Annotated in this window: 20 protein-coding genes, 1 tRNA gene and 1 pseudogene; 4 read left to right on the forward strand and 18 right to left on the reverse strand. The window is 73.4% G+C overall.

Annotated elements, in window-relative coordinates; genetic code table 11:
• Positions 1–5: 5 nt before the first annotated feature.
• The 7 genes from ACFC0B_RS14630 to ACFC0B_RS14660 form a co-directional block, all read right to left on the reverse strand.
• Positions 6–1,022: a glycosyltransferase family 2 protein gene (locus ACFC0B_RS14630; protein WP_376086166.1), complete on the reverse strand. Its 1,017-nt coding sequence runs from the start codon at positions 1,020–1,022 to the stop codon at positions 6–8.
• 202 nt (positions 1,023–1,224) lie between these two features.
• Positions 1,225–2,391, reverse strand: coding sequence for an acyltransferase family protein (locus ACFC0B_RS14635; RefSeq protein ID WP_376086167.1), 1,167 nt, complete (start codon positions 2,389–2,391; stop codon positions 1,225–1,227).
• A 240-nt stretch (positions 2,392–2,631) separates the two neighbouring features.
• Entirely contained in the window at positions 2,632–3,825 is a 1,194-nt protein-coding gene (tuf, locus tag ACFC0B_RS14640) for an elongation factor Tu (protein ID WP_376086168.1), read from the reverse strand.
• A 198-nt stretch (positions 3,826–4,023) separates the two neighbouring features.
• Positions 4,024–6,129, reverse strand: coding sequence for an elongation factor G (gene fusA, locus ACFC0B_RS14645; RefSeq protein WP_376086169.1), 2,106 nt, complete (start codon positions 6,127–6,129; stop codon positions 4,024–4,026).
• Positions 6,130–6,168: 39 nt separating this feature from the next.
• Positions 6,169–6,639 carry a 30S ribosomal protein S7 gene (gene rpsG / locus ACFC0B_RS14650; RefSeq protein WP_030393278.1) on the reverse strand — a complete coding sequence of 157 codons (471 nt, stop codon included), beginning with the start codon at positions 6,637–6,639 and terminating at the stop codon, positions 6,169–6,171.
• A 2-nt stretch (positions 6,640–6,641) separates the two neighbouring features.
• Entirely contained in the window at positions 6,642–7,013 is a 372-nt protein-coding gene (gene rpsL / locus ACFC0B_RS14655) for a 30S ribosomal protein S12 (protein WP_014144289.1), read from the reverse strand.
• Between the two features lie 425 nt (positions 7,014–7,438).
• A complete protein-coding gene (locus ACFC0B_RS14660; protein ID WP_376086170.1) occupies positions 7,439–8,071 on the reverse strand; it encodes a DUF4190 domain-containing protein in 633 nt (210 codons plus the stop codon).
• 313 nt (positions 8,072–8,384) lie between these two features.
• Between ACFC0B_RS14660 and ACFC0B_RS14665 the strand changes: the two genes are divergently transcribed.
• Both ACFC0B_RS14665 and ACFC0B_RS14670 read left to right on the forward strand, forming a co-directional pair.
• Positions 8,385–9,185, forward strand: coding sequence for an ABC transporter ATP-binding protein (locus tag ACFC0B_RS14665; RefSeq protein ID WP_376086171.1), 801 nt, complete (start codon positions 8,385–8,387; stop codon positions 9,183–9,185).
• Positions 9,182–10,828: a transporter gene (locus tag ACFC0B_RS14670; protein WP_376086172.1), complete on the forward strand. Its 1,647-nt coding sequence runs from the start codon at positions 9,182–9,184 to the stop codon at positions 10,826–10,828. Before ACFC0B_RS14665 ends, ACFC0B_RS14670 begins: the two co-directional genes overlap by 4 nt.
• A 51-nt stretch (positions 10,829–10,879) precedes the next feature.
• Here the strand turns inward: ACFC0B_RS14670 and ACFC0B_RS14675 are convergent, their stop codons facing one another.
• On the reverse strand, positions 10,880–11,113 hold the full coding sequence (locus tag ACFC0B_RS14675; protein WP_376086173.1) for an alpha/beta hydrolase: 234 nt from the start codon (positions 11,111–11,113) through the stop codon (positions 10,880–10,882).
• A gap of 328 nt (positions 11,114–11,441) precedes the next feature.
• Between ACFC0B_RS14675 and ACFC0B_RS14680 the strand changes: the two genes are divergently transcribed.
• Both ACFC0B_RS14680 and ACFC0B_RS14685 read left to right on the forward strand, forming a co-directional pair.
• On the forward strand, positions 11,442–12,737 hold the full coding sequence (locus ACFC0B_RS14680) for a DUF2786 domain-containing protein (protein WP_376086174.1): 1,296 nt from the start codon (positions 11,442–11,444) through the stop codon (positions 12,735–12,737).
• Between the two features lie 64 nt (positions 12,738–12,801).
• Positions 12,802–13,905: an ADP-ribosylglycohydrolase family protein gene (locus ACFC0B_RS14685; protein WP_376086175.1), complete on the forward strand. Its 1,104-nt coding sequence runs from the start codon at positions 12,802–12,804 to the stop codon at positions 13,903–13,905.
• 14 nt (positions 13,906–13,919) lie between these two features.
• Here ACFC0B_RS14685 and ACFC0B_RS14690 read toward each other — a convergent pair whose 3' ends face one another.
• From ACFC0B_RS14690 to ACFC0B_RS14735, 10 genes and pseudogenes are all read right to left on the reverse strand, one after another.
• Complete coding sequence (locus ACFC0B_RS14690; RefSeq protein WP_376086176.1) at positions 13,920–15,233, reverse strand: serpin family protein; 1,314 nt, start codon at positions 15,231–15,233, stop codon at positions 13,920–13,922.
• Positions 15,234–15,371: 138 nt separating this feature from the next.
• Complete coding sequence (locus ACFC0B_RS14695) at positions 15,372–16,403, reverse strand: ADP-ribosylglycohydrolase family protein (protein WP_376086384.1); 1,032 nt, start codon at positions 16,401–16,403, stop codon at positions 15,372–15,374.
• A pseudogene (locus ACFC0B_RS14700) lies at positions 16,400–17,613 on the reverse strand (cytochrome P450). Before ACFC0B_RS14700 ends, ACFC0B_RS14695 begins: the two are co-directional and overlap by 4 nt.
• Positions 17,614–17,690: 77 nt before the next feature.
• Positions 17,691–18,674 carry a hypothetical protein gene (locus ACFC0B_RS14705; RefSeq protein WP_376086177.1) on the reverse strand — a complete coding sequence of 328 codons (984 nt, stop codon included), beginning with the start codon at positions 18,672–18,674 and terminating at the stop codon, positions 17,691–17,693.
• Positions 18,671–19,933: a protein phosphatase 2C domain-containing protein gene (locus tag ACFC0B_RS14710; protein ID WP_376086178.1), complete on the reverse strand. Its 1,263-nt coding sequence runs from the start codon at positions 19,931–19,933 to the stop codon at positions 18,671–18,673. The genes ACFC0B_RS14705 and ACFC0B_RS14710 overlap by 4 nt, the downstream gene beginning before the upstream one ends.
• 14 nt (positions 19,934–19,947) lie before the next feature.
• Positions 19,948–20,607, reverse strand: a complete 660-nt coding sequence (locus tag ACFC0B_RS14715; RefSeq protein ID WP_376086179.1) for a VWA domain-containing protein — start codon at positions 20,605–20,607, stop codon at positions 19,948–19,950.
• 34 nt (positions 20,608–20,641) lie between these two features.
• The gene (locus ACFC0B_RS14720) at positions 20,642–21,157 is read right to left on the reverse strand and encodes a hypothetical protein (RefSeq protein WP_376086180.1); all 516 of its coding nucleotides are present in this window, start codon (positions 21,155–21,157) and stop codon (positions 20,642–20,644) included.
• Complete coding sequence (locus ACFC0B_RS14725; RefSeq protein ID WP_376086181.1) at positions 21,154–22,542, reverse strand: methyl-accepting chemotaxis protein; 1,389 nt, start codon at positions 22,540–22,542, stop codon at positions 21,154–21,156. The genes ACFC0B_RS14720 and ACFC0B_RS14725 overlap by 4 nt, the downstream gene beginning before the upstream one ends.
• Before the next feature lie 220 nt (positions 22,543–22,762).
• Positions 22,763–23,503, reverse strand: a complete 741-nt coding sequence (locus ACFC0B_RS14730; protein WP_376086182.1) for an NAD-dependent deacetylase — start codon at positions 23,501–23,503, stop codon at positions 22,763–22,765.
• A 212-nt stretch (positions 23,504–23,715) separates the two neighbouring features.
• Positions 23,716–23,789 (reverse strand) — tRNA-Met (locus tag ACFC0B_RS14735).
• Positions 23,790–23,906: the final 117 nt, after the last annotated feature.

Here is a 23,906-nt window from a genome sequence, read left to right on the forward strand (position 1 = left end):
CGGGGTCACATCGCGTAAGCGGAGACCTTCCGCGTCCCCTCGTCGGTTTCCTCGGCCGAGTCGTAACCGACGAAGTACGCCGGGCGGGCCTGGGCCGCCGAGTAGATCCGGCCGACGTACTCGCCGAGCAGGCCGATGCAGATCAGCTGGACGGCGCCCAGGAACAGCATGCCGACGAAGAGCGAGGACCAGCCGGGCACGGTCTCGCCGCGCACGTACTCGACCGCAGTGTAGATGCCGAGCGCGACGCAGAGCACGAAGCTCAGCATGCCGAGCCAGGTGGCGAGCCGCAGCGGGGCGGCGGAGAAGTTGGTGATGCTGTCGAGGGCGAGCCGGACCATCTTGGAGAGCGGGTAGTGGGTCGAACCCGCGACCCGTTCCTCGCGCACGTAGACGACCTCGCCGCTGGGGAAGCCCAGCCACGGCACCAGCAGGCGGTAGACCGGCTGGTGCTCGGGCATCGCCTTGAGGGCGTTCACCGCGGCGCGGCTGAGCAGCCGGAAGTCGCCGGCCTGGTTCGGCATCTTCTTGCCGACCAGCTTGCGCATCAGCCAGTAGTAGGCGCCGGCGGTGCGGCGCTTGAAGGCGGTGTCGGTACCGCGGTCGCCGCGCACACCGTAGACGACGTCGAGGTTCCCCTCCCGCGCGAGCGAGAGCATCTCGGGGATCTTCTCCGGCGGGTCCTGCAGGTCGGCGTCGATCGACACCACGTAGTCGCCGAAGGCGCGGTGGATGCCGGCGGTCAGCGCGGCCTGGTGCCCGGAGTTGCGGGCGAAGCGGACGACCCGGAACTGCGGCCAGTCCTGGCGCACCTTCTGCATGATCGCCGGGGTGGCGTCGGTGCTGCCGTCGTCGACGCCGACGACCTCGTAGTCGACCTCCAGCTCGTCCAGGATCGGCCGCAACCGCTCGACGGTCAGGGGCAGGGCCTCCTGTTCGTTGTAGATCGGCATCACGACCGACAACAGCGGCGCCGGCCCCTCGGCCGCCTTTCCCGCGTCGTGGGCTGCTGCGTTGAACATCAGGTGTCGCCTCGTCCCTTGGGTCTCGAAAGCGATCGATCGGACATCGGCAGCCCGCGCCCGGGTCCCGGCCGATCGAGACGGCGAGTGGGAGATGACGTGAGCCGCCTGTGCCGACCGGGTGATCGCGGCCAGGCTAACAGCAGGTTTTCAGCGCCGCATGAAGGCTTCTTGAGCGTTGTCCTCATCCTGCCCCGCTCCCTCAGGGCCGCAGCACCGCCGGCTCGTCCGAGGCCCTGCGGAGGGTCGTCATCGAACGGTCCAGCGCCTTCTTGAGCAGTGCGGAGACCGGCCGTTCGACCACCCGGTGAACGGTCCAGGCCGTCAGCAGCATCAGGACGAGCGTGATCCCGAGGGCCTCCGCGACCCCGACCCGGTTCAGCCGCAGGACGTGGATCACCGTCCAGCCGATCTCCTGGTGGATCAGGTACAGCGGATAGGTGAGCGCCCCCGCCACGGTCAGCCACTTCCACCGGATCCGGTCGAACAGGCCGAGCGCGGCGCCGAGCACCAGGACGAAGGCGGCGGTCACCCCGGCGGCCATCGCGTACCAGGACAGCCCGTGGCCGAGGACGTCGACGTAGACCTCCCGCAGATGGCGCAGGCGGGACAGCGCCAGGATCCAGGAGAAGCCGACGATCCCCCACAGCAGCGGGTCCCGGCCGAAGCGGTGCATCAGGAACATCCCGACGCCGGCGATGAAGAACGGCGCCTCGTCGGGCATGGCGACCGTGGCCAGCAGCGGGAACCCGCCCTGCGGCGCGAGGACGGCCAGGACGGTCCAGATCCCGCAGAACGCCACCACCCTGCGGTAGCTGAGACCGGCCGCCACCACGAGGGCGAACAGCAGGTAGAACCGCATCTCGACCCAGAGCGTCCAGTAGACGCCGTCGACGTGCCTCATGCCGAGCGGCTCCTGAAGCATGGTCAGGTTGGCGACGACGGTGTCGACGTGCAGACCCCTCGCCGCGAAGGTCCGGGCGTACTGCCCGAAGGTGAGCACCACGGCGCCGGTGAGCAGGACCGCCACCCAGTACCCCGGGTAGAGGCGGACCACCCGGGAGACGAAGAACTCGCCGGGCCGCTTGCCCCAGCAGCTCATGCAGATCACGAACCCGCTGATGACGAAGAAGAGTTCGACGCCCAGCCAGCCGTAGGAGGCCACGTGGTTCAGCCGGGGCAGCGCATCCCGGGGCGTCACCCCCTCCCACACCCCGGAGATGTCCACGTACGCCGCCCAGTGGAAGGAGACCACGCTCAGCGCGGCCAGCAGGCGCATCCCGTCGAGGGCGTACAGGCGCGGCCGCCCGGCCGGTCCGCCCTCGGCCGCCCCGCCTATCCCACGAGCCGCGGCACGGCGCCGGAGCAACGAGGGCTTCGTCAGGAGCGGAGGAGAGTGCATTCCGGAGCGCTTTCGGCGAGTGTGGCTCGGGGAACCCCGGTCGGCCCTGCTCGGCGGAGGGCCGCGGGGTCGCTCAGTGTATCCAGAATGCGGGCGTCCTGGACCGCTCCGCTCCGGCGCGGCCGGGAACGCCGAAGGGCCCCGCACACCCAGGGTGTACGGGGCCCTTCGGATCGCCTGTGCGGTCCAGGCAGGTCAGAACACCAATTACTTGATGATCTTGGTGACCTGGCCGGCGCCGACGGTGCGGCCACCCTCACGGATGGCGAACTTCAGGCCCTCCTCCATGGCGATCGGCTGGATCAGCGCGACCGTCATGGCGGTGTTGTCGCCCGGCATGACCATCTCGGTGCCCTCGGGGAGGGTCACGACGCCGGTCACGTCCGTGGTACGGAAGTAGAACTGCGGGCGGTAGTTGTTGAAGAACGGGGTGTGGCGGCCACCCTCGTCCTTCGACAGGATGTAGGCCTGGGCCTCGAAGTCGGTGTGCGGGGTGACCGAACCCGGCTTGATGATGACCTGGCCGCGCTCGACGTCCTCGCGCTTGATGCCACGGAGCAGCAGACCGACGTTCTCACCGGCCTGGCCCTCGTCGAGCAGCTTGCGGAACATCTCGATGCCGGTGACCGTGGTGGTGGTCTTCTCGGTCTTGATGCCGATGATGTCGACGGTCTCGTTGACCTTGAGGATACCGCGCTCGATACGACCGGTGACGACGGTGCCACGACCGGTGATCGTGAAGACGTCCTCGATCGGCATCAGGAACGGCTGGTCCACGGCGCGGGCCGGGGTGGGGATGTTCTCGTCGACCGCGTGCATGAGGCCGAGGAGCTTCTCGCCCCACTCCTTGTCGCCCTCCAGGGCCTTCAGGGCGGAGACGCGGACGACCGGCAGGTCGTCGCCCGGGAACTCGTACTCGGAGAGCAGCTCGCGGACCTCGAGCTCGACGAGCTCCAGGATCTCCTCGTCGTCCACCATGTCGGCCTTGTTCAGGGCGACAACGATGTACGGAACGCCGACCTGGCGGGCCAGGAGGACGTGCTCCTTGGTCTGCGGCATCGGGCCGTCGGTGGCGGCGACCACCAGGATGGCGCCGTCCATCTGGGCGGCACCGGTGATCATGTTCTTGATGTAGTCCGCGTGACCCGGGCAGTCGACGTGGGCGTAGTGGCGCGCCTCGGTCTGGTACTCGACGTGCGCGATGGAGATGGTGATACCGCGCTGCCGCTCCTCCGGCGCCTTGTCGATCTGGTCGAACGGCGTGAAGGGGTTGATCTCCGGGTACGCGTCGTGCAGCACCTTGGTGATGGCCGCGGTCAGCGTGGTCTTACCGTGGTCGATGTGACCGATGGTGCCGATGTTGACGTGGGGCTTCGTCCGCTCGAACTTCGCCTTCGCCACTGAGTCCTCCTGAGGACAGTTCTGTACGCCGTGGTGACGTCAGTTGGTCTTTGATCGGTTGTGGTGCGGGTTGTCCGGAGGACATCCCGTGCCGTCCCGCTGGTGGGGGGGCCGGAGGCCCCGGGAGGATCCGACCGGATCCTCCCGGGTTGCCTCCTAATAGCCTAAGGGGTGGTTATCGTCCCGAAAATCGGGACGTCACTCGCCCTTGGCCTTCGCGATGATGTCGTCCGCGACGTTCCGGGGAACCTCGGCGTACGAGTCGAACTGCATCGAGTAGCTGGCGCGACCGGAGGTCTTGCTGCGCAGGTCACCGACGTAGCCGAACATCTCGGAGAGGGGCACCAGCGCCGTGACGACGCGGGCACCGTGACGCTCGTCCATGGACCGGATCTGGCCACGGCGAGAGTTGATGTCGCCGATCACGTCGCCCATGTAGTCCTCGGGCGTGGTGACCTCGACGGCCATCATCGGCTCCAGGAGGACCGGCTTGGCCTTCCTGGCGCCTTCCTTGAAGGCCATCGAGCCGGCGATCTTGAACGCGAGCTCGGAGGAGTCGACGTCGTGCGCGGCACCGTCGAGCAGCTTCACGCGGACACCCTGCAGCGGGTAGCCGGCGAGGATGCCGAACTCCATGGCCTCCTGGCAGCCGGCGTCGACCGACGGGATGTACTCGCGCGGCACGCGGCCACCGGTGACCAGGTTGACGAACTCGTAGCCCTCGGCCTGCTCGAGCGGCTCGATCGCGATCTGCACCTTGGCGAACTGACCGGAACCACCGGTCTGCTTCTTGTGGGTGTAGTCGATGCGCTCGACGGCCTGACGGATCGTCTCGCGGTACGCGACCTGCGGCTTGCCGACGTTGGCCTCGACCTTGAACTCACGGCGCATACGGTCGACGAGCACCTCGAGGTGCAGCTCGCCCATACCCGCGATGATGGTCTGGCCGGTCTCCTCGTCCGTGTTGACCTGGAAGGAGGGGTCCTCCTCCGCGAGACGCTGGATGGCGACACCCAGCTTCTCCTGGTCGCCCTTGGACTTGGGCTCGATCGCGACGCGGATGACCGGGGCCGGGAAGTCCATGGACTCCAGGATGACCGGGTTCTTCTCGTCGGACAGCGTCTCACCGGTGGTGGTCTGCTTCAGGCCCATGACGGCGATGATGTCGCCGGCGCCCACCGACTCGATCTCCTCACGCTTGTTCGCGTGCATGCGGTAGATCTTGCCGATGCGCTCCTTCTTGCCCTTCACGGCGTTCAGCACCGAGGTGCCGGACTCCAGGCGGCCCGAGTAGACCCGGACGAAGGTGAGCTTGCCGAGGTGCGGGTCCGACATGATCTTGAACGCGAGCGCGGCGAGCGGCTCGTCGTCCGAGGCCTTGCGGGAGATCTTGACGGTGTCGTCGCCCGGCTTGGTGCCCTCGATGGACTCGATGTCCAGCGGGGACGGCAGGTACTTGACGACGGCGTCGAGCAGGGGCTGGACGCCCTTGTTCTTGAACGCGGTGCCGCAGAAGATCGGGGTGAAGTCCGAGTTCAGCGTGCCCTTGCGGATCGCGTCCTGCAGCAGCTCGACCGGGATGTCCTCGCCCTCGAGGGCGAGCTCCATGATCTCGTCGCTGACGTTCGACACGGTGTCGATCAGGGCCTCGCGGTACTCGTCCGCCTGCTCCTGCAGCTCGGCCGGGATGTCGACGATGTCGTACATCTCGCCCTTGGCGGCCTCGGCCGACCAGACCAGCGCCTTCATGCGGACCAGGTCGACAACGCCCTGGAAGTCCGCCTCGGCACCGATCGGCAGCTGCATGACCAGCGGGGTCGCGCCGAGGCGGTCCACGATGGTCTGGACGCAGAAGAAGAAGTTGGCGCCCGTGCGGTCCAGCTTGTTGATGAAGCAGATGCGCGGGACGCCGTAGCGGTCAGCCTGCCGCCACACGGTCTCGGACTGGGGCTCGACACCGGCGACACCGTCGAACACCGTCACGGCACCGTCGAGGACGCGCAGCGAACGCTCCACCTCGACGGTGAAGTCGACGTGACCCGGGGTGTCGATGATGTTGATGGTGTGGTCGGCATCGTCGACGGTCCAGTGACAGGTCGTCGCGGCCGACGTGATCGTGATGCCGCGCTCCTGCTCCTGCTCCATCCAGTCCATCGTGGCAGCGCCGTCGTGGACCTCACCGATCTTGTACGAGACGCCGGTGTAGAACAGGATCCGCTCGGTGGTGGTGGTCTTGCCCGCGTCGATGTGCGCCATGATCCCGATGTTGCGGACCCTGGCGAGGTCAAGGGAGGTTGCAGCCATGGTGGCTCGTTCTCTCTCTGTCTAGTGACGGGGTAGGGACTACCAGCGGTAGTGCGCGAAGGCCTTGTTGGACTCGGCCATCTTGTGGGTGTCCTCGCGACGCTTCACGGAAGCGCCCAGGCCGTTGCTGGCGTCGAGGATCTCGTTCATCAGGCGCTCGGTCATGGTCTTCTCGCGACGGGCGCGCGAGTAGCCGACCATCCAGCGCAGCGCCAGGGTGCTGGCGCGGCCCGGACGGACCTCGACCGGAACCTGGTAGGTCGCGCCACCGACACGGCGGGACTTGACCTCGAGGGCCGGCTTGACGTTCTCCAGCGCACGCTTCAGCGTGACGACCGGGTCTGCGCCGCTCTTCTCACGGACGCCCTCAAGGGCGCCGTAGACGATCCGCTCGGCGGTGGAGCGCTTGCCGTGCAGCAGGATCTTGTTGACCAGCTGGGTGACGACCGGGGAGCCGTAGACCGGGTCGATGATGACCGGGCGCTTCGGGGCGGGGCCCTTACGAGGCATTCTTACTTCTCCTTCTTGGCGCCGTAGCGGCTGCGAGCCTGCTTGCGGTTCTTGACACCCTGGGTGTCGAGCGAACCGCGGATGATCTTGTAGCGGACACCAGGAAGGTCCTTCACACGACCACCGCGAACCAGCACGATGGAGTGCTCCTGCAGGTTGTGGCCCTCGCCCGGAATGTAAGCGGTGACCTCGATCCCGCTGGTGAGGCGCACACGGGCGACCTTACGAAGCGCCGAGTTCGGCTTCTTCGGGGTGGTCGTGTACACACGCGTGCAGACCCCACGGCGCTGCGGGGAGCCCTTCAGCGCGGGAGTCTTGTTCTTCTCGACCTTGTCCTGCCGGCCCTTTCGGACCAGCTGCTGGATCGTAGGCACCGTTTCTCCGTTTTCTGTGTGCCAAGGCTTGGTGGAACTAACCTGCGGTGATTCCCTCGCACACGGCCCCGTGGTCGACCCACGCGGTCGGGTGTGTTGGGTTTTTTCCGGCACGGAATCCCGTGGGCTGATGTACAGCGACGGCGCTCTACGCGCGGCGCGCTGGGAGGCGCTCCGGCTCGGCGCGGCGACCGGTGTGCATGCACGCACAAGGACCCGGGGACACCCCAGGCACAAGGTCAGAGCGTACCTAGCGCATCGGGCGCGGTCAAAACAAATGCAACGCCGCAGGTGGGGGCCGTCGGCCGGGTGTCGCCCGGGTGTCCCGCGCGCGGCCGCCCGGTGTCCGACCGCCCTCCTACCGCCCTACCACACCGGGGAGGCCGCCGCCACCCGGTGGCGGCCTCCGCGCGGGCGTCGGGCGGTCAGCCGAACAGGACCGCCGTGGTCAGGATCAGCGCCCAGAAGGCGATCGACAGCCAGCCGAAGACGATCCCGGTGACGGCCATGCCGTCACCGTCCTCGTTGCGCTCCGCCGCCTGCCTGCGGCCGATGTGGCCGGTGATCACGGCCGGCACCCCCAGCATGCCGCCGGTCGGCACGCAGAGCAGGCCGAGCACCAGCGAGGTCACCGCGAGGGCGTTGGTCCGGCGGGCCGGCGGCGGGGCCAGGAAGGTCGGCGGCACCGGGACGGCGACCGGCCCGGCCATCATCGGCGCCATCATCTGCGGCGCCACCATCGGGCCGGACGGCAGGTCGGCGACCAGCCGGGCGAGCTGGCCGTAGGTCTGCGCGGTGCTCGCCGCGTCGAACCGGTCGCCGTACTCGGCCGCGCTCAGCCGGCCCTCGGCGAACGCGGCCTTCAGCACGTCCACCGTCCGCTCGCGGTCGGCGGTCGCCGCGCGCATCGCCGACTGCGGCATCGCGACGTGCGGCGGTGCGGCGTGCGGCATCGCGCCGTGCGGCGGCGCGGCGGGCGGCATCCCCGGCACCGGCGGCACGGACGCGGGAGGCTTGGCCATCCCGTGGCCCTGGTCACCCCACGGCTGGACGGCCATCCGCCACCTCCCGGTACCCCCGCGCGACCACGGTCCCTCCCCGTTCACTCGACTCTCATAGTGCAGGACGAACGGGCGCCCTGAGTAGTTGCCAATTCCGGCTGCTGTTCGGTCTTTTCCCGAAAACCCGCGGCGACCGGGCCCGCGCCCGGCCCCGCGGGCCGCCGGTCTCACCCGTTTGGCGCAGACACACCCGGGGCATCGCCACAGGAGACAGGCCCGGCCGGACGGTGGCAGGCTGTCGTCGGGCCCGTGTCGATCATGGAACCTGCACCGGTCCCGACCGGTCCGACCACCAGCAGAAAGAGCCGCCATGCAGGCGTCAGCGCCGCCGCCGTCCCCCGCCCCCGCGCCCTCGGCCGTGTCCATCCGGGGCCTGTGGAAGCACTTCGGCACCCAGGCCGCCGTCGCCGGTCTCAGCCTGGAGCTGCCGGCCGGGGCGTTCGTCGGACTGGTCGGCCCCAACGGCGCCGGCAAGACCACCACCCTGTCGATGGTCACCGGCCTGCTCCGGCCGGACCAGGGCAGCGTGCTCATCCACGGCGCCGACGTCTGGGCCGACCCGGTCGCCGCCAAGGCCCGGATCGGCATCCTCCCCGAGGGCCTGCGGATGTTCGAGCGGCTCAGCGGGCGCGAACTGCTCCAGTACAACGGCCGGCTGCGCGGCCTGCCCGGCGCCGAGGTCGACCGCCGCGCCGAGGAGCTGCTCGACGTCCTCGACCTCGCCGGCCACGCCGACAAGCTGGTCGCCGACTACTCCACCGGCATGCGCAAGAAGATCGGCCTCGCCGCGGCGCTGCTGCACAACCCCGACGTGCTGTTCCTCGACGAGCCCTTCGAGGGCGTCGACCCGGTCTCCGCCCAGACCATCCGCGGCGTGCTCAAGCGGTACGCGGCGGCCGGCTCCACCGTCGTCTTCTCCAGCCACGTCATGGAGCTCGTCGAGCAGCTCTGCGACTGGGTCGCGGTCGTCAGCGCCGGCCGGGTCGTCGCCCGGGGCCCGCTGGACACCGTCCGCGGCGGGCGCAGCCTGCACGAGGCGTTCCTGGAGCTGATCGGCGTCCGCGAGGACGACGGCCGTGCGCTCGGCTGGCTCGGCGGTGGCGAGCGGTGAGCTCCTCCCCCGCCGCGCTCACGCCCACCGGACTGCCCGACGACCGCACCGTCGTGCGCACCCTCGTCTCGCTCAAGGTCCGGCTGCTGCGCAACGGCCTGCGGCGCAGCCGCGGCCGCGCCGCCCTCTACGCGCTCGGCACCGTGCTCGGAGTGCTGTTCGCCGCCGGGATCGCGCTCGCCATGGCGATGCTGGAGCACGCCACCGACGGCGGATCCGCCGGTGACGCGGGCGTCGTCCTCACCGGCGCGCTGGCCCTCGGCTGGGCCGCGCTCCCGCTCTTCCTCTTCGCCAGCGACGAGAGCGCCGATCCGACCCGGCTCACCATGCTGCCGCTGCGGCCCGCGCCGCTGCTGCGCGGCTCGGTGCTGGCCGCCCTGATCGGGCCCGGTCCGCTGGTCAGCCTGGTCCTGTTCACCGGCGCCGCGCTCTCCGGTGCCGCCGGCGGCGCCTCGGCGGCGGCCGGGGTGGTCGGGGTGCCGCTCGCCGTGCTCACCGTCGTCGTCCTCTCCCGCGCCGTCGCCGCCGGCAACGCCCGGCTGCTCTCCAGCCGGCGCGGCAAGGACTTCGCCATCTTCGGCGGCCTGTTCTTCGCGCTGCTGGTGCAGATCGCCAACGTCGGCTCGCAGAGCGTCCTCGGCAAGCCCGGAGCCAACGGCCTCGACCTCGAACCGCTCGCCCCGATCGCCTCCGTGCTGCGCTGGATCCCGCCGGTCTCCGCCGTCGACGCCGTCCGCACCGCCGGCGAGGGCCGGTACCCGCTCGCGCTGCTCCAGCTGGCCGCGACCGCCGCGCTGCTCCTCCTGCTGCTGCGCTGGTGGCGGGCCAGTCTCCAGCAGTTGATGGTGACCGCCGACGCCTCGACGGTGGAGGTGGTGCGCGGTGTCCAGGAGTCGCGGCGCGGCCGGCGCTTCCTCCCGGACGGCCGGGTCGGCGCCGTGATGCAGCGCCACCTGCGGTACGCCTGGCGCGAGCCGCGGGCCAAGGCCGCCGTCTTCACCAGCATCGGCATGACGCTGGTGGTCTGCGTGCTGTCGATCGTCCAGGGCTGGTCCACGGTCTACCTGGTGGCGATGACCGGGATGTTCCTCGGCCTGCAGATGCTCAATCTGTTCGGCATGGACGGCTCCGCGTTCTGGATGGTCGCCGCCACCCTGCTCACCCCCGCCGACGCCCGCGACGAACTGCGCGGCCGCGCGTTCGCCCTGCTCTCCTACGCCGTCCCGGTCACCCTGGTGCTCTCCCTCGTGCTCGCCGCCGCCACCGGCGAGTGGTCCGGCCTGCCCGCGGCCCTCGGCGCCGCCTTCGCCCTGCTCGGCAGCGGCATCGCCGTCGGCGCCGTGCTCAGCGTGCTCGCGCCGTACACCATGCCCGCCGACAACAACCCGATGCGCAACGCCGCCCCCGGCCAGGGCGGGCTGGTGATGCTGAACAGCTTCGGCTCGATGTTCGGCAGCGCCGTCGTGGCGTCCCCCGCCATCGGCTACCTCGCCTGGGCGCTCGCCGCCGACGCCCCCACCTGGCCGCTGCTGCTCGCCGGCCCCCTCTACGGCGCCCTCGTCGCCACCCTGGGCCTGCGCCTGGCGGCCGGCCGGCTGCTGGAGCGCCTCCCCGAGATCCTCGCCAAGGCCGTCGAACGCTGACGGCCGCGGGGCCGCGCGGGAGGCCGGACGCTCCGGCCTCCCGACGGGGCGTCAGCCGCCGCAGGTCACGTCCCTCGCCGGCAGCCGTCCGGTGACCAGGTACCGCGCGGCGGTCGCGTCGGCGCAGGACGGGCCGGCGACCAGCACGCCGTGGCCCTCACCGCCGGCCACCGTGACCATCCGCGAGCCGCGCAGCGCCCGGTGCATGCCCCGGGCCATCGGCAGCGTCGCCTGGGCGTCCCACTCGTTCTGCAGGATCAGCGCGCCGCCGTCGTTGTCCACCACCGCGGCGGGCTCACCGGCGGCGGACTTCCAGAACGCGCACGGCGTGACGGTGGCCCCGAGGTCGCCGGCCAGCGGGTTCGCCGCCCGGTCGCGGACCGCGTCCCGGCGGTACTGCTCGGGATCGCGCGGCCAGTCGCGGCCCTCACCGCAGAAGACGGCCCAGACGACGGCGACCGGGTTGTCGGCCGCCCGCCGCCCCGACCTGCGGGGTTTCCCGCGGGCGCTGTGGGACCGGAGTCCCCCGTCCCCGCTCCCCTCCGCTCCGGCACGGCCCCTACGGGCCGGTCCGGCATCATGGGTGGGAGGTACGGGACCGGAGGTGCACGGCGTGGGCAGGCAGAAACAGGGCGGCGGGGGCGGGGACGTCGGTCCGCTGCTGGAGACCGCCGTACGCGGCGCGGTGACCGCCTCCGAGGAGGCCCTCGACCTCGCGCTGGACACCGGCGCCTCGCTGCTGGCCGCCTCCGCCGGGCAGTGGCCGGCCGTGAGCCGGGCCGTCCTCGGGTACGCCGACACCGCGGTCGGCCGGTGCTGGTCCGCCGGCTGGCGCCCCGCCGACCTGGCGCGGGTGGTGCGCCGCGACCTGAAGCCGGTCCACCTGGCCCTCGCCGTCGACCTGATCGCCGCCGAGAACCGCCGCCATCCCGCCTCCGCCCCCGACCGGCGGTGGCAGGAGCAGCTGCGTGAACTGGAGGCCGCCGTCTGGTGGCCCTCCGACGAGGCGTACCTGCCCGCGTTCGCCGAGCGCCACCGGCTGGACCGCTTCGCCCTGGCCACCGCGCTGCTGGAGCTGCTGCGCAGCTGGGGGCGGCTGCCCCCGATCGCGCCGGTGGGCCCCGCCCCGGGCCAGGCACCGCGCGCCGGGAGCCGGCCGCGCGGCCCGGTGGCCGGTGAGCCGCGGATGCTGTCGCGGATCCGCGCGCTGCTGGCGAAGGCCGAGTCCACCGACTTCGCCGAGGAGGCCGAGGCGCTGACCGCCAAGGCCCAGCAGCTGATGGCCCAGCACAGCATCGACGAGGCCCTGCTCGCCGTCGACGGCGCCGACCCGCACGCGCCGGGCGCGCTGCGGATCGGCGTGGACAACCCGTACGAGAGCCCGAAGACGATGCTGCTGGACGCGGTCGCGGCCGCCAACCGCTGCCGGGTGGTCTGGGCGAAGGAGTTCGGCTTCTGCACCGTGATCGGCTTCGACGCGGACCTGGACGGCGTCGAGCTGCTCTACACCTCGCTCCTGGTGCAGGCGACCCACGCGATGCAGCAGGCCGGCGCCCGCCAGCACCTGGACGGCGCCTCGCGCACCAAGGCGTTCCGGCAGTCCTTCCTGGTGGCGTACGCCGCCCGGATCCGCGAGCGGCTGGCCGAGGCGACCGAGCGGACGACCAGCGAAGCCGCCGCCGGCCGGCACCTGCGCGAGGACGGCACGGCGGAGCAGCTGGTCCCGGACACGCGGCTGCTGCCGGCCCTGAAGGCCCGCACCGAGGCGGTGGACCAGGAGGTGGACCGGATGTTCCCCAAGCTGGTCTCCCAGCGCGTGCGGGTGAGCGACGGCGAGGGCTGGGCGGCGGGCCGCGCGGCCGCGGACCGGGCGTCGCTGCGCGGACGTTCCGGGGAGATCCGGCGCTGAGGTCCGCGGCGGCGGCCCGGACGCCTGGTAGAACAGGTCGCGGGGACTACGAGGGGTGGGCGATGTGAGTACGGAGACGGGCTACCGGGACCGGGTGCGCGGGGCGCTGCTCGGCGGGGCGGTCGGGGACGCGCTGGGCTGGCCGGTGGAGTTCCTCCAGCTGGACCAGATCCGCGAGCGCTTCGGCCCGGACGGTGTGACCGGCCTGCCGGGCGGCGGACTGGTGGCCGAGGTCACCGACGACACCCAGATGACGCTGTTCACCGCCGAGGGCCTGATCCGCGGCTTCGTCCGCGGCTGGTCGGGCGGTGGCGGTTCGGTGCCGGAGGCGGTGCACGGCGCGTACCGGCGGTGGCTGCTCACCCAGCAGCAGGGCGCGCCGGACCGCGAGCCGCCGGCCCGCCCGTACGACGGCTGGCTGCTGCGCGAGCCGTTCCTGTACGCGCGGCGGGCGCCGGGCAACGCCTGCCTGACCGGGGTGCAGTACCACCCGGTGTTCGAGCCGCCGGTGGCGCTGGGGCAGCCCGGGCCGATCAACGCGCACTCAAAGGGCTGCGGCACGGTGATGCGCTCGGCGCCGTTCGGGCTGGGCCGGCTGGGCGCGGAGCAGTCGTTCGGCCTGGCCGCGCAGTGCGCGCAGCTGACCCACGGGCACCCGACCGGCTATCTGGCGGCGGGCGCGTTCGCGGCGCTGGTGGAGCGGCTGGCGGCCGGGACGGAGCCCTGGGCGGCGGTCGGCGAGACGGTGGAGCAGACCAGGGAGTGGCCGGCCTCGAAGGAGACGGTGCAGGCGCTGGCCCGGGCGGTGCGGGTGGCCCAGGAGTCCGAGCCCTCGGCGGAGGCCGTGGAGCGGGTCGGGCTGGGGTGGATCGCCGAGGAGTGCCTGGCGATCGCGGTGTACTGCCTGCTCGCGGCGGCCGGCGGCCCGGAGCCGGCCCGGACGGCGCTGCTGCTGTCGGTGAACCACTCCGGGGACAGCGACTCGACGGGCGCGGTCTGCGGCAACCTGGTCGGTGCGGCGTACGGCGCGAGCGCGCTGCCGGCCGCCTGGGCGGAGGCGGTGGAGGGCCGGGAGGCGCTGCTGCGGACGGCCGACGACCTGCTGGTGCTGTTCGGCAGCCGCGAGCCGGGCCACCCGGCGCTCGGGGACCGCTACCCGGCCGGGTAGCGGTCCCGGTCGGCTCACCGGGCCGCCGGGTCGGTGACCTGTCCGAGGAAGAGCGGCCGTCCGGTGGCGGTGTCCCGGATCAGGAAGAGGAACGGCCGGTCGATGTGCAGCTCGACGGGGTTCGCCGGCGCGGGCGCGGCCATCACGTCCATGCCGACGCCGCTGCCGACCGCCGCGACCGTGCCCTGCTCGTCGACCTGCACGGTGGCCTTCTGCACCACCGTGCTGATGGCGAGCGCCCCGTCGGCGCCCGGCCCGGGGATGCCGGAGAGGTCGGCGGCCGCCCCGAAGGCGGCCTTGACGCCCAGGGCCTGCAGGGCGGGCGTGAGTTCGTTGGCGGTGTCGAAGTGGAACTTCGGCAGGGTGAGGTCGACGGTCCGCTCGGTGAGCGAGCCGAGGATCCGGTCCAGCTCCGCCTGGTCCAGGCCCTTGCGGAAGGCCTCGAAGCCGCCCTGCGCGGGAACCACCAGATCCATCGCCAGGGTGCTTCCCGCGTAGCGGAGTTCGACGGCCTGCCAGGGTTCGCCGAGGATGCCGCCGGAGCCCTCGGCGTAGCGCAGGCGGGTGGTCTGCGCCATGGTGGGGACGGCGGACCCGGTGCCGTCGAGGCGGTGGAACGGCCGGTCGGCGCTCTTCGCGGCCGTGAACGGCTCGGCCCAGTCGGCCTTGAGGTAGAGCGCGTCGGTGAGCGCGAGCCGGGTGCCCCGGTTGATCTGCCCCGGGCCGAAGAGGTTCTTGATCCGCCCCTCGGTGGCCTTCTCCACGACGCCGTTGACGGCCTTGCGGGCGCCCTCCGGGTCCTTGCCGAAGTCGGCGGTGTGCACGCCGGTGCCGAAGGCGGCGGCCAGGACGCCGAGGTAGTGCCGGTCGATCGGGTAGCCCTGCTGGGCCCAGAGGTCGTCGGACTGCCTGAGCACCGGCCCGTCCTGGCCGGCCGGGGCGCCGGGCCGGTTCAGCGCGCCGGTGGCGAGCGCGTACTGCTCGGGCGTGAGCTCGGTGTGCAGCGCCCCGGCGAGTTCCTCGGCGGTGGCGCCGCGGGCGCCGGGCAGCACCATGGCGAGCACGGTGGCCAGGCCGGACGGCGAGAGCACCAGGTTGCGGCCGGCCGCACCGGGGTCGGCGGTGAGGGTGTGCAGCAGGTCCAGGCCGAAGGCGCCGGTGGCCGCGGCGGTGGCGGCGGTCCGGGCGGGGTCGGCGGGCGGCACGGTCACGGGGTCGGCCCGGAGCACGGCCGTACCGCCGCCGGAGGAGCCGCAGGCGGTGAGCAGGGCCACGCAGCAGAGCAGGAGCACCGCCGGGCGGCGGGTGCGGACGGACGTCGCGGACATGGCCGGCCCCGCCTCTCGGGTCGCGGCGCGGGCGGGTGCCCGCGCCTGGGCGCCGCTTGGACGCGACGGGTCCGGCACCGGTTCCCCGGCCCGGACCGCCGTGCCGCGGTCGCGCGCCGTCCGGGGGCGGCCCGCCGGTCAGTCCCAGAGCGCGCCGAACTCCAGCAGCTCGTCCCGGTGCTCGATCCGCTCCACCCACGCGGCCGGCCAGGCCCCGGCGCCCAGGTGGGCCCCGGCGAAGGCGCCGGTCAGGCAGGCGATCGAGTCGGAGTCCCCGGAGGAGTAGGCGGCCCGGCGGACGGCGGCCACCGGGTCGTCCGGCAGCAGCAGGAAGCAGAGCAGCCCGGTGGCGAGCGCCTCCTCGGCGATCCAGCCCTCGCCGGTGGCCAGGCAGGGGTCGGCCTCGACGTCCGGCGCCGCGAGCGCGGCGTCCAGCCGGTCGAGCACCGCCAGGCACTCGTCCCAGCCCCGGGCCGTGAACGCCTCGGCCGTGCGGTCCTGGGCGCGGTCGGCGAGGTCGCCGAGCCAGAACGCGTCGTACCGGGTGCGGTTGGCGAGCGCGTGCGCCCGCAGGTCGGCGGTCAGACCGGCCGGCGGCAGGCCCTCGGCGAGCCTGCGGACGGCGTACGCGGTGAGGTCGCTCGCCGCGAGCGCGGTCGGGTGCCCGTGGGTGAGCGCGGACTGGAGCCGGGCGGCGCCGGCGGCCTGGGCCGGGGTCAGCTCCCGGACCAGGCCGATCGGGGCGACCCGCATGTTGGCGCCGCAGCCCTTGGAGCCGACGTCGCTCGCCGTCTGCCAGCGGCGGCCCGGCGTGCTGAGCCGCTGGCAGGACGCCAGACAGGTCATCCCGGGGGCCCGGTTGTTCTGCGGCGAGCGCCACCAGTCGACGAACTCCTCCCGCACCGGCCGCTCCAGCCGCAGCGGGGTGAGCGGCCCCCGGGCCAGCGCGGTGCGCAGGCCGCGGGCCAGGGCGAGCGTCATCTGGGTGTCGTCGGTGACCAGTGCCCGCTCGGGCAGCGGCAGTTGCCGCCAGTCCGGCCACCGCCACGCGATCGCCTCGACGTCGTCGAACTCGGTGGGCCTGCCCAGCGCGTCCCCGATCGCCAGCCCCAGCAGTGCCCCCGTCGCCTTGCCGCCCACGGCCCGCTCCCCCGTCGCCCTCGTGGTCAGACCTCGACCAGCAGTTCCTTCAGCCCCCGGATCACATAGCCGGGCTGCCACTCGGGCTCGCGGACCAGCCGCAGGCCCGGGGCGCGCCGCAGCAGGGTGCCGTAGGACTCGGTGAGCTCCAGTCTGGCAAGCGGGGCGCCGAGACAGAAGTGGATTCCGGCGCCGAAGGTGATGTGCGGGTTGTCGGTGCGGCCGAGGTCGAGCCGGTCGGGGTCGGCGAAGCGCTCGGGGTCGCGGTTGGCGGAGCCGAAGAGCAGGGCGACCTCGGAGCCGCGCGGAACGGTGACGCCGCGGACCTCGATGTCCTCCAGCACCCAGCGCTCGAACAGCTGCAGCGGGGTGTCCCAGCGCATCAGCTCCTCGATGGCGGTGGGCAGCAGCCCGTCGACGTCGGAGCGCAGCCGGGCCAGCTCCCCGGGGTGGCGGAACAGCGCCCACCAGCCGTTGCCGGTGGTGTTGACGGTCGCCTCGTGGCCGGCGTTGAGCAGCAGCACGCAGGTGGAGATCATCTCCTGCTCGCTGAGCGCGTCCGAGCCCTCCTGGGCCTGATCAGCGCGCTGATCAGGTCCTCGCCCGGGGCGGCCCGGCGCTCGCGGATGAGGGCGCGCAGGTAGTCGGAGAACTCGGTGCTCGCGGTGACGGCCCGGCGGGCCGCCTCCTCGCTCGGGTTGAGCTCGAACATCCCGGTGATGTCGGCGGACCAGGGGCGCAGCAGGTGCCGGTCGGACTCCGGGACGCCGAGCATCTCGGCGATCACCGCGACCGGCAGCGGCTCGGCGACGGCGGCGACGAGGTCGCCGCCGCCGTCCGCGAGCAGGCCGTCGACGAGTTCCCCGGCGAGCCGCCGGACGGTGGGGCGCAGGCCCTCGACCATGCGCGGGGTGAAGGCCTTGGAGACCAGGCGGCGGATCCGGGTGTGGTCCGGGGCCTCCAGGTCGAGCAGGCCGTTGTCGTTGAGGGTGTGGAACGGCTCGTGCGCCGGGTCGGGTTCGGGGCGGCCGAACTCCTGGTGGCTGAACCGGTGGGTGTAGGTGCGGCCGAGCCGGCGGTCGCGGAGCAGCGCGCTGACGTCCTCGAAGCGCGAGACCAGCCACTGGCCGGTGGGTTCGAAGTACGTCACCGGGGCCTGCTCGCGCAGGGCGGCGTACGCGTCGTAGGGGTGGGCCACGAACGCCGCCGACCAGGGGTCGAACTTCGCCGTCGTCGTCATCGGTCGATCACTCCAGGCTGTGAGGGGGAGCCGGAAGGATCATCGTACGCATGCACTCCATCCGGCCCCCGCCCCCGTCAGTCGGGCCGCTGCAACCGGATGCTGCCCCGGGCCGCCCGGCCGTCGAAGAGCCGCTCGTCCACCGGCCGGGCCTGGCGCGGCGGGGCGTGGCCCGGCGCGAGCGGGATGCTGCCCCGGCCGCCGAGCGCCAGCAGCCAGGCGGTCAGGTCCGGCCGGCTCCCGTACGGGCCGGCCGCCTGCTCCCAGACCCGCCGGACCGCCGCCAGCTGCCGGTCCGTCAGCACCCCCGGCAGCGGCTCCAACGGCGTGCCCGGCGCCACGTACGGGTCCTGCGCCAGGGTCCGGCCGATCAGCAGCGCCGCCTTGTAGCGGTCGCTGTCCACGGAGGCGGCGCTGCCGTGCGGGGAGCGCGGGTCCGCCCAGTTGGGCGTGTCCGCCTGCTCCAGCACCGGGGAGGCCCCGACCCGGCGGATGCCGTCGCAGTCCAGCAGGTGCACCGCCGGCTCGGGCCGCACCGTCCAGAGCACGTTGGCGTGCGAGAGGTCCCCGATCACCAGCCCCCAGCGGTGCAGCCGGTCGATCAGCCCGACCAGCTCCAGCAGCAGGGCCGACCGCTGCTCCGGGTCCGGGCGGACGATGCCCTGGGTGGCGGTCTTCTCCGGGTAGAGCAGGTACTGCGCCTCGGTGAGCTTGCGCGCGCCGGCGGCCGTCCGCCAGGTCATCGCCGGCGGGGCCTCCCGCATCAGGAAGCCGACGCAGCGCGGGCCGTCCAGCACCCGGCAGAGCGGCCAGGCGGCCTGGGCGTCCAGCCGGTCCCGGTCGGCCTGCGGCAGCGCGAGCCGCAGGCCGACCAGCTCGGCCAGGGCCGCGCCGTTGACCCGGCCGGCCTCCAGGTAGCGCTTGAACAGCAGGCCGGGGTAGCCGTCGAGGCGCTGCACCAGGCCCTGGCCGCCCCGGCCCGCCTCGGCACCGACCGGCAGCAGCGCCAGCAGGGCGTCCCCGCCGCCGGCCAGCGCGGTGGCGATGTCCGCTCCGGTCACGGCGCGGCCTCCCAGAGGCAGACGACCGAGCGGTCGTCGTCGTAGCTGCGCACCCGGACCTGGGTCTGCCAGAGGAACTCGGCCAGGCCGGGCGCCTCCCGGCCCCAGCGTTCGCCGAGCCAGCGCTGCAGCTCGGGCTCCTTGAGCAGCGGGAGCGCGAGCCCGTCGGTGCAGAGCACCAGCAGGTCGCCGGGCCGGGTGTCGGCGATCAGCCGGGCCCGGACGTGCTCGTACGCCTCGGGGAGGCAGTCGGTCCGGGTGCTGATCAGCGCACCGCCCTCGTCGGCCTCGGGCGCTTCGAGGTTCTGCCAGCCGTCCTCGCGCAGGCGCAGCAGGCCGCCGTCGCCGACCGAGACGAAGCCGCGGAACGGGACGGCCGGGTCGGCCGGTACCAGCAGGGCCCGCAGCGTCGTCGAGTGGGACTTCGGCGGGAGGCCCGCCCGCTCGGCCTCCCGGGCGAGGTCGCCGGCCGCCGTCGCGACGAGCCGGCTCATCAGGCTGGCGAAGTCGAGTTCGGCGCCGGAGCGCAGGAAGGCCAGCAGGGTCTCGGCCTTCTGCGCGACCTGCCGGGTCAGCAGCCGGACGATCCCGTGGGAGCCGTGGTGGGAGTGCGACTGGGAGCCGACGCCGTCGGCCACCGCGACCAGCAGCAGCTCGCCGGTGCGGACGACCAGCGCGGTGTCCTGGCGGCACTCGGCCGCGTAGCGGTGGCCGTCGCCGCGGACGGAGGCCGCGCGGACGGTGACCGGGCCGAACCGTCCGCCGTCCACCACGGTGTCGGGCAGCAGGGCGCCGAAGAGGTCGCCGCCGGAGACGGCGGGGATGTCGGTCGGCTCGGCCGGGTAGGTCGGGGGCTTGCGGCCGACGTGCGTCAGCGGGCCGGACTCCCGGAACGAGGCCGGGCGGACGACCGGCCCGGCCCCGGGGGCGGTGACGGCCTCGGCCGCGGGCGGGACCAGCGCCGGGGCGTCGGCGCTCCACGGCTCGCGGACCGCGGACGGCCCCGGGCCGATCGGGCGCGGCACGAACCCCTCCGGAACCACCGGCCCGGACACCACGGTCCGCGCCGCCTCGACCGGCACCTCGGCCGGCCCTTCGGCGGGCGCCTCGGCGGGGGCCTTCGCCACCGGCTCCGGGCCCCAGCCGTGCTCGTACACCGAGGCCGCGAGGTCGATCGGGTCGCCCTTGCGGGTCCGCGCGTGCTCCGGTCCGGGCTCCGGCGCGCGGCCGCCCGGCAGCTGGTTGTCGTACGCGTTCATCCGGCGCCCCGGCCTCAGAGCTTGTCGAGCGAGACGGAGGTGAACCCGGGCACGTGGTCGTCGACCTGCAGGCTCATCCCCTGGCCGGCCTCGGTCGCCCCGCTCACCGAGCGGACGATCGAGCGGGTCAGGCTGGCCGCGAACTCCCGCAGCGCGACCGCCGGGTTCGCCGTGCCCTCGTCCTGCATGAACGCCTTGAACGTCGCGACCTGCGCGATCACGCTCCGGTCGGCGCCCGTCATGCCGAAGGCGATGATGTGCGGCCGGAACGCGGCGGCCAGCAGGTCCTGGTAGGGCTGCTCCCAGTCGTCGTCGGTCGGCATGCCGTCGGAGAGGAAGAAGACCACCGGGCGGTAGACGTCGTGGCCGTCCGCCTTCAGCGCCTGCACGTCCCGCTCGATCGCCTGGCGGAGCAGCCGGAAGGCCTGGCCGAAGGAGGTGAGGCCGGAGGCCTCCAGGGCGGGCAGCTCGTCGAGGTCGCTCAGGTCGACCAGCGGCTGCAGCTCGTGGGCGTCGGTGGAGAAGCCGATCAGCCCGAACCGGGTCTTGTCGGCGATGGTCGGGTTGGTGCTGATCTCCTGGTGGAGATCGAACAGGGCCTTGTTGAGGGTGTCGATGTCGGCGCTCATCGACCCCGACTCGTCACACACGGCATAGAACGGGAGGATCTGCACTGCACTTCTCCTTCGATTGGCAGGTCATCAGGCATCAGCCGGTGTAGAAGTAGATCTCCAGCGAGGCGTGCCGGGGGTTGTCCGCGAGCGAGATGAAGTCCCGGGTGGTGGTGCCCCGGAACATCTCCGGACGGGCCTGCGCGAGCAGGCCGTTGACGGCGTGGGCGTAGGCCTGGCCGAGGCCCGGGTCTCGGTTGCTGCCGAAGGTGAGGACTACGGCGGCCTGCCGTCCGGTGTACCGCTCGGTGGCCGCCCGGATCTGCGCGGTCAGGCCGGCCGTGTCCGAGGCGTCCCCGCCGACGTCGACGGTGACCGGGTCGTGCTCGACGCCGCGCGGCCCGGTCGGGGTGGGCGTGCTGCCGGGCCCGGCGGTGGCGCTCGCGCTCGGGGTGGCGGTGGGCTCGGCGGCGGCGGCCCGCTCGGCGGCCACCGGGTCGCCCTGGTCGCCCATCGCGACCAGGGCGAGCACGAGCAGCATGTCGGCGAACAGCCAGCCGGCCAGGTGCACGCCCCGGGCCCGCGGCCGCGCCGTCCGGAACCGGCCCCTCATCGGCCCTGCCCCTGCACCGGCACCTCGTCCAGTTCCAGCAGCGTCCGGTCGTCCACCACGGCGGCCGCGCCGGGGGCGGCCGCCTCGCTGTCCCGGAACCGGGCGGCGCCGCTGTCGGGCCCGGGCCCGGAGACCGTCTTCACCAGGACGGTGCCCGACTCGGCGCGCTGCCCGCCCACCCCGGACGCCTCCAGGCGCGCCGCCGCCGCGGTGGCCGCCGAGGCCGCCGCGGCGACCCGGTCGGCCAGCGCCGCGACCTCCCGGGTCAGCCCGTCGAGCCGCTCCAGCACCTGCCCGTTGACGTCGGCCACGGTCTCCGCGCCGGTGGTGAACCCGCGCTGGGCGACCGCCAGGTCGAGCACCGCCTCCTCCACCCGCTCGCCCGCACCGGCGAGTTCGGCCCCCACCCGGTCGGTGGCCCGCCGGACCAGCTCGGCCGCCTCGGCGACCCGCTCCCCGCCGCGGTGGACGAGGTCGCCGGTGGCCGCCGCGCCGTCCCGGACCGTCTCGGCGAGCCGGTCCCCGCTGTCCCGCACCGCCCGGCCGACCCCGTCGACGGCCCGGCCGATCCCGTCGACCGCCTTCTCCACCCCGTCGACGGCCCGGCGCAGCGGGTCGACCGCCGTGCCCGCCTCGGCGAGCCGCTGTTCGGCCCCGGCGACCGAGCGCTCGACGGCCAGTGCCGCCTCGCCCAGCTCGCGCTGGGTGTCGGCGGCCTGCCGGCCGAGCCGCTCCAGGGTCTCCGCCGCACCGGTCAGCTCCGCCGCGAAGCGCTGCGGGCCGGACCGGCGGCGCTCGTTCAGCACCAGCTGGGCGCGGGTGAGCACCGGCGCCAGTTCCGCCAGCAGGTCCTCCGCCTCGCCCTCGGCCGCCGCCTCGCGGCGCTCGGTGCCGGCCCGGCGCACACCGTGCGCGACGGAGAGCGCCAGCAGCAGCGCGATGAACAGGGTGGCGGACAGGGCGACGTCGCCGAAGGTGGCCCAGCTGGGCAGCCGGCCCTCGAAGCCGGTCTGCCACAGCTGCAGGAACGGGCGCGCGGCCTGCCCGGCGTCCGCGCCGATCAGCGCCCGGTAGGCGCTGGTGGCCTGCATCAGCCCGGCCCAGGTGACCAGCAGCGGAACGAACACCAGGGCGCCCAGGGCGACTTCGGCCCAGGCCCAGAACCTCGGCTCGGGGCGCGGGCGCACCGCGGCCCGCACGCTCTCCGGCCGGACGAAACTGTGCACCAGGTCGAGTTCGGCCCACCGGTCGAGGTCGCCGGCGCCCGAGAGCACCAACCCCAGCTCCCTGAGCTCCTCCTGACGGTGCGCCAGCCCGGGCCGATCCGCCAAGGTCCGCAGCTCGCCCCCGATCGCATGGCGGTCCAGCAGTCGGCCTGAGGTCATGAGGGCTCCTTCGTACGCGCCACCGCGGAGCGGGGGAAGCCCGTGGCCGGTGCGGCGCGCGGGCGCGTCCGCCCGTGCGGCCTCCCCCGGTGGCCGGAACCCGGCCACGCCGCCCCGCGCGGCAGCGTAGCGCAGAACCGGCCACCGGGAGTGGCGAGTTCGGAACGCGCCCGGCGATTCACCGGCGGATCCGCCGCACCCGGGAGCGGCCGCGGCCGGCTCAGACGTACCGGGCGACCAGCCGGCGGACCAGGGCCGGCAGGGCGGTGGAGATCGGCTCGCGGACGACCTCCTCGGCGGCCTCGTCGAACGGCGTCGGCTCGCCGTTGACGATGATCAACCGGGAGCCGGTCTTCACCGCGTTGTACGGCAGCGCGGCCACCGGGAAGACCTGCAGGCTGGTGCCGACGGCGATGAACAGCTCGCAGGCCTTGCTGATCGCGTCCGCCTGCTGCAGCACCTCCGGGTCCAGGTTCTCGCCGAACATCACGGTGCGCGGCCGCAGGATCCCGCCGCAGGCCCGGCACGGCGGATCCGGCTCGCCCGCCGCGACCCGCTCCAGCGCCTCCTCCATCGGGCCCACCACCCGGCACTCCACGCACTGCACCTCCCGTGCGGTGCCGTGGAGTTCGAGTACCTTGCGGGGTGTCTGCCCGGCCCGCTGATGCAGCCCGTCGACGTTCTGGGTGAGCACCCGCACCGGCAGCCCGGAGCGCTCCAGGCCGACCAGCGCCCGGTGCCCGGCGTTCGGCTCGGCGGCCGACGCCCCCGTCTCGGCGCGCATCCGCCAGGCCCTGCGGCGGACCTCGGGGTCCTCCAGGTACGGGCCGATGGTGACCAGCCGCTGCGCGTCCGGGTCGCGCTGCCAGAGCCCGTTGGGGCCGCGGTAGTCGGGGATTCCTGAGTCGGTGGAGATCCCGGCGCCGGTGAGTACGGCGATCAGCGGGCGCTTCGCGTTCATGCCCCGGACGGTACGGCCCCGCACGGTCCCCCCGCCACCGATAAATCGACGCGCCCCGCCCGGCCGGCCCGCCGCCCGGTCGGCCACCGCGTACGGGGTGATCACCGCGTACCGTGGCGGCTTCCCGCCCTCCCCCGCGCGACGGAGCGGCCACCGGGCCCGGGAACCCCGAAGGGCCCGGAGGCTTGAAGCCTCCGGGCCCTTCGATGCAGTAGCGGGGACAGGATTTGAACCTGCGACCTCTGGGTTATGAGCCCAGCGAGCTACCGAGCTGCTCCACCCCGCGTCGGTGAACACGACTCTACGCGACTTCCGCCGGAATCCCTAATCGGCTCCGTTCCGCCGGGAAATGCCGCAGGGCGGCCACCCCGGGAAGGGGTGGCCGCCCTGCGGACGGGAACCG

It is taken from the genome of Kitasatospora sp. NPDC056184, assembly GCF_042268405.1.
Lineage (GTDB): Bacteria > Actinomycetota > Actinomycetes > Streptomycetales > Streptomycetaceae > Kitasatospora.

Coding starts and splice junctions, on each gene's coding strand:
- ACFC0B_RS14630 (WP_376086166.1), bottom strand. CDS start 1,022: ATGTTCAACGCAGCAGCCCACGACGCGGGAAAGGCGGCCGAGGGGCCG.
- fusA (WP_376086169.1), bottom strand. CDS start 6,129: ATGGCTGCAACCTCCCTTGACCTCGCCAGGGTCCGCAACATCGGGATC.
- rpsG (WP_030393278.1), bottom strand. CDS start 6,639: ATGCCTCGTAAGGGCCCCGCCCCGAAGCGCCCGGTCATCATCGACCCG.
- ACFC0B_RS14660 (WP_376086170.1), bottom strand. CDS start 8,071: ATGGCCGTCCAGCCGTGGGGTGACCAGGGCCACGGGATGGCCAAGCCT.
- ACFC0B_RS14665 (WP_376086171.1), top strand. CDS start 8,385: ATGCAGGCGTCAGCGCCGCCGCCGTCCCCCGCCCCCGCGCCCTCGGCC.
- ACFC0B_RS14690 (WP_376086176.1), bottom strand. CDS start 15,233: ATGTCCGCGACGTCCGTCCGCACCCGCCGCCCGGCGGTGCTCCTGCTC.
- ACFC0B_RS14710 (WP_376086178.1), bottom strand. CDS start 19,933: ATGAACGCGTACGACAACCAGCTGCCGGGCGGCCGCGCGCCGGAGCCC.
- ACFC0B_RS14720 (WP_376086180.1), bottom strand. CDS start 21,157: ATGAGGGGCCGGTTCCGGACGGCGCGGCCGCGGGCCCGGGGCGTGCAC.
- ACFC0B_RS14725 (WP_376086181.1), bottom strand. CDS start 22,542: ATGACCTCAGGCCGACTGCTGGACCGCCATGCGATCGGGGGCGAGCTG.
- ACFC0B_RS14730 (WP_376086182.1), bottom strand. CDS start 23,503: ATGAACGCGAAGCGCCCGCTGATCGCCGTACTCACCGGCGCCGGGATC.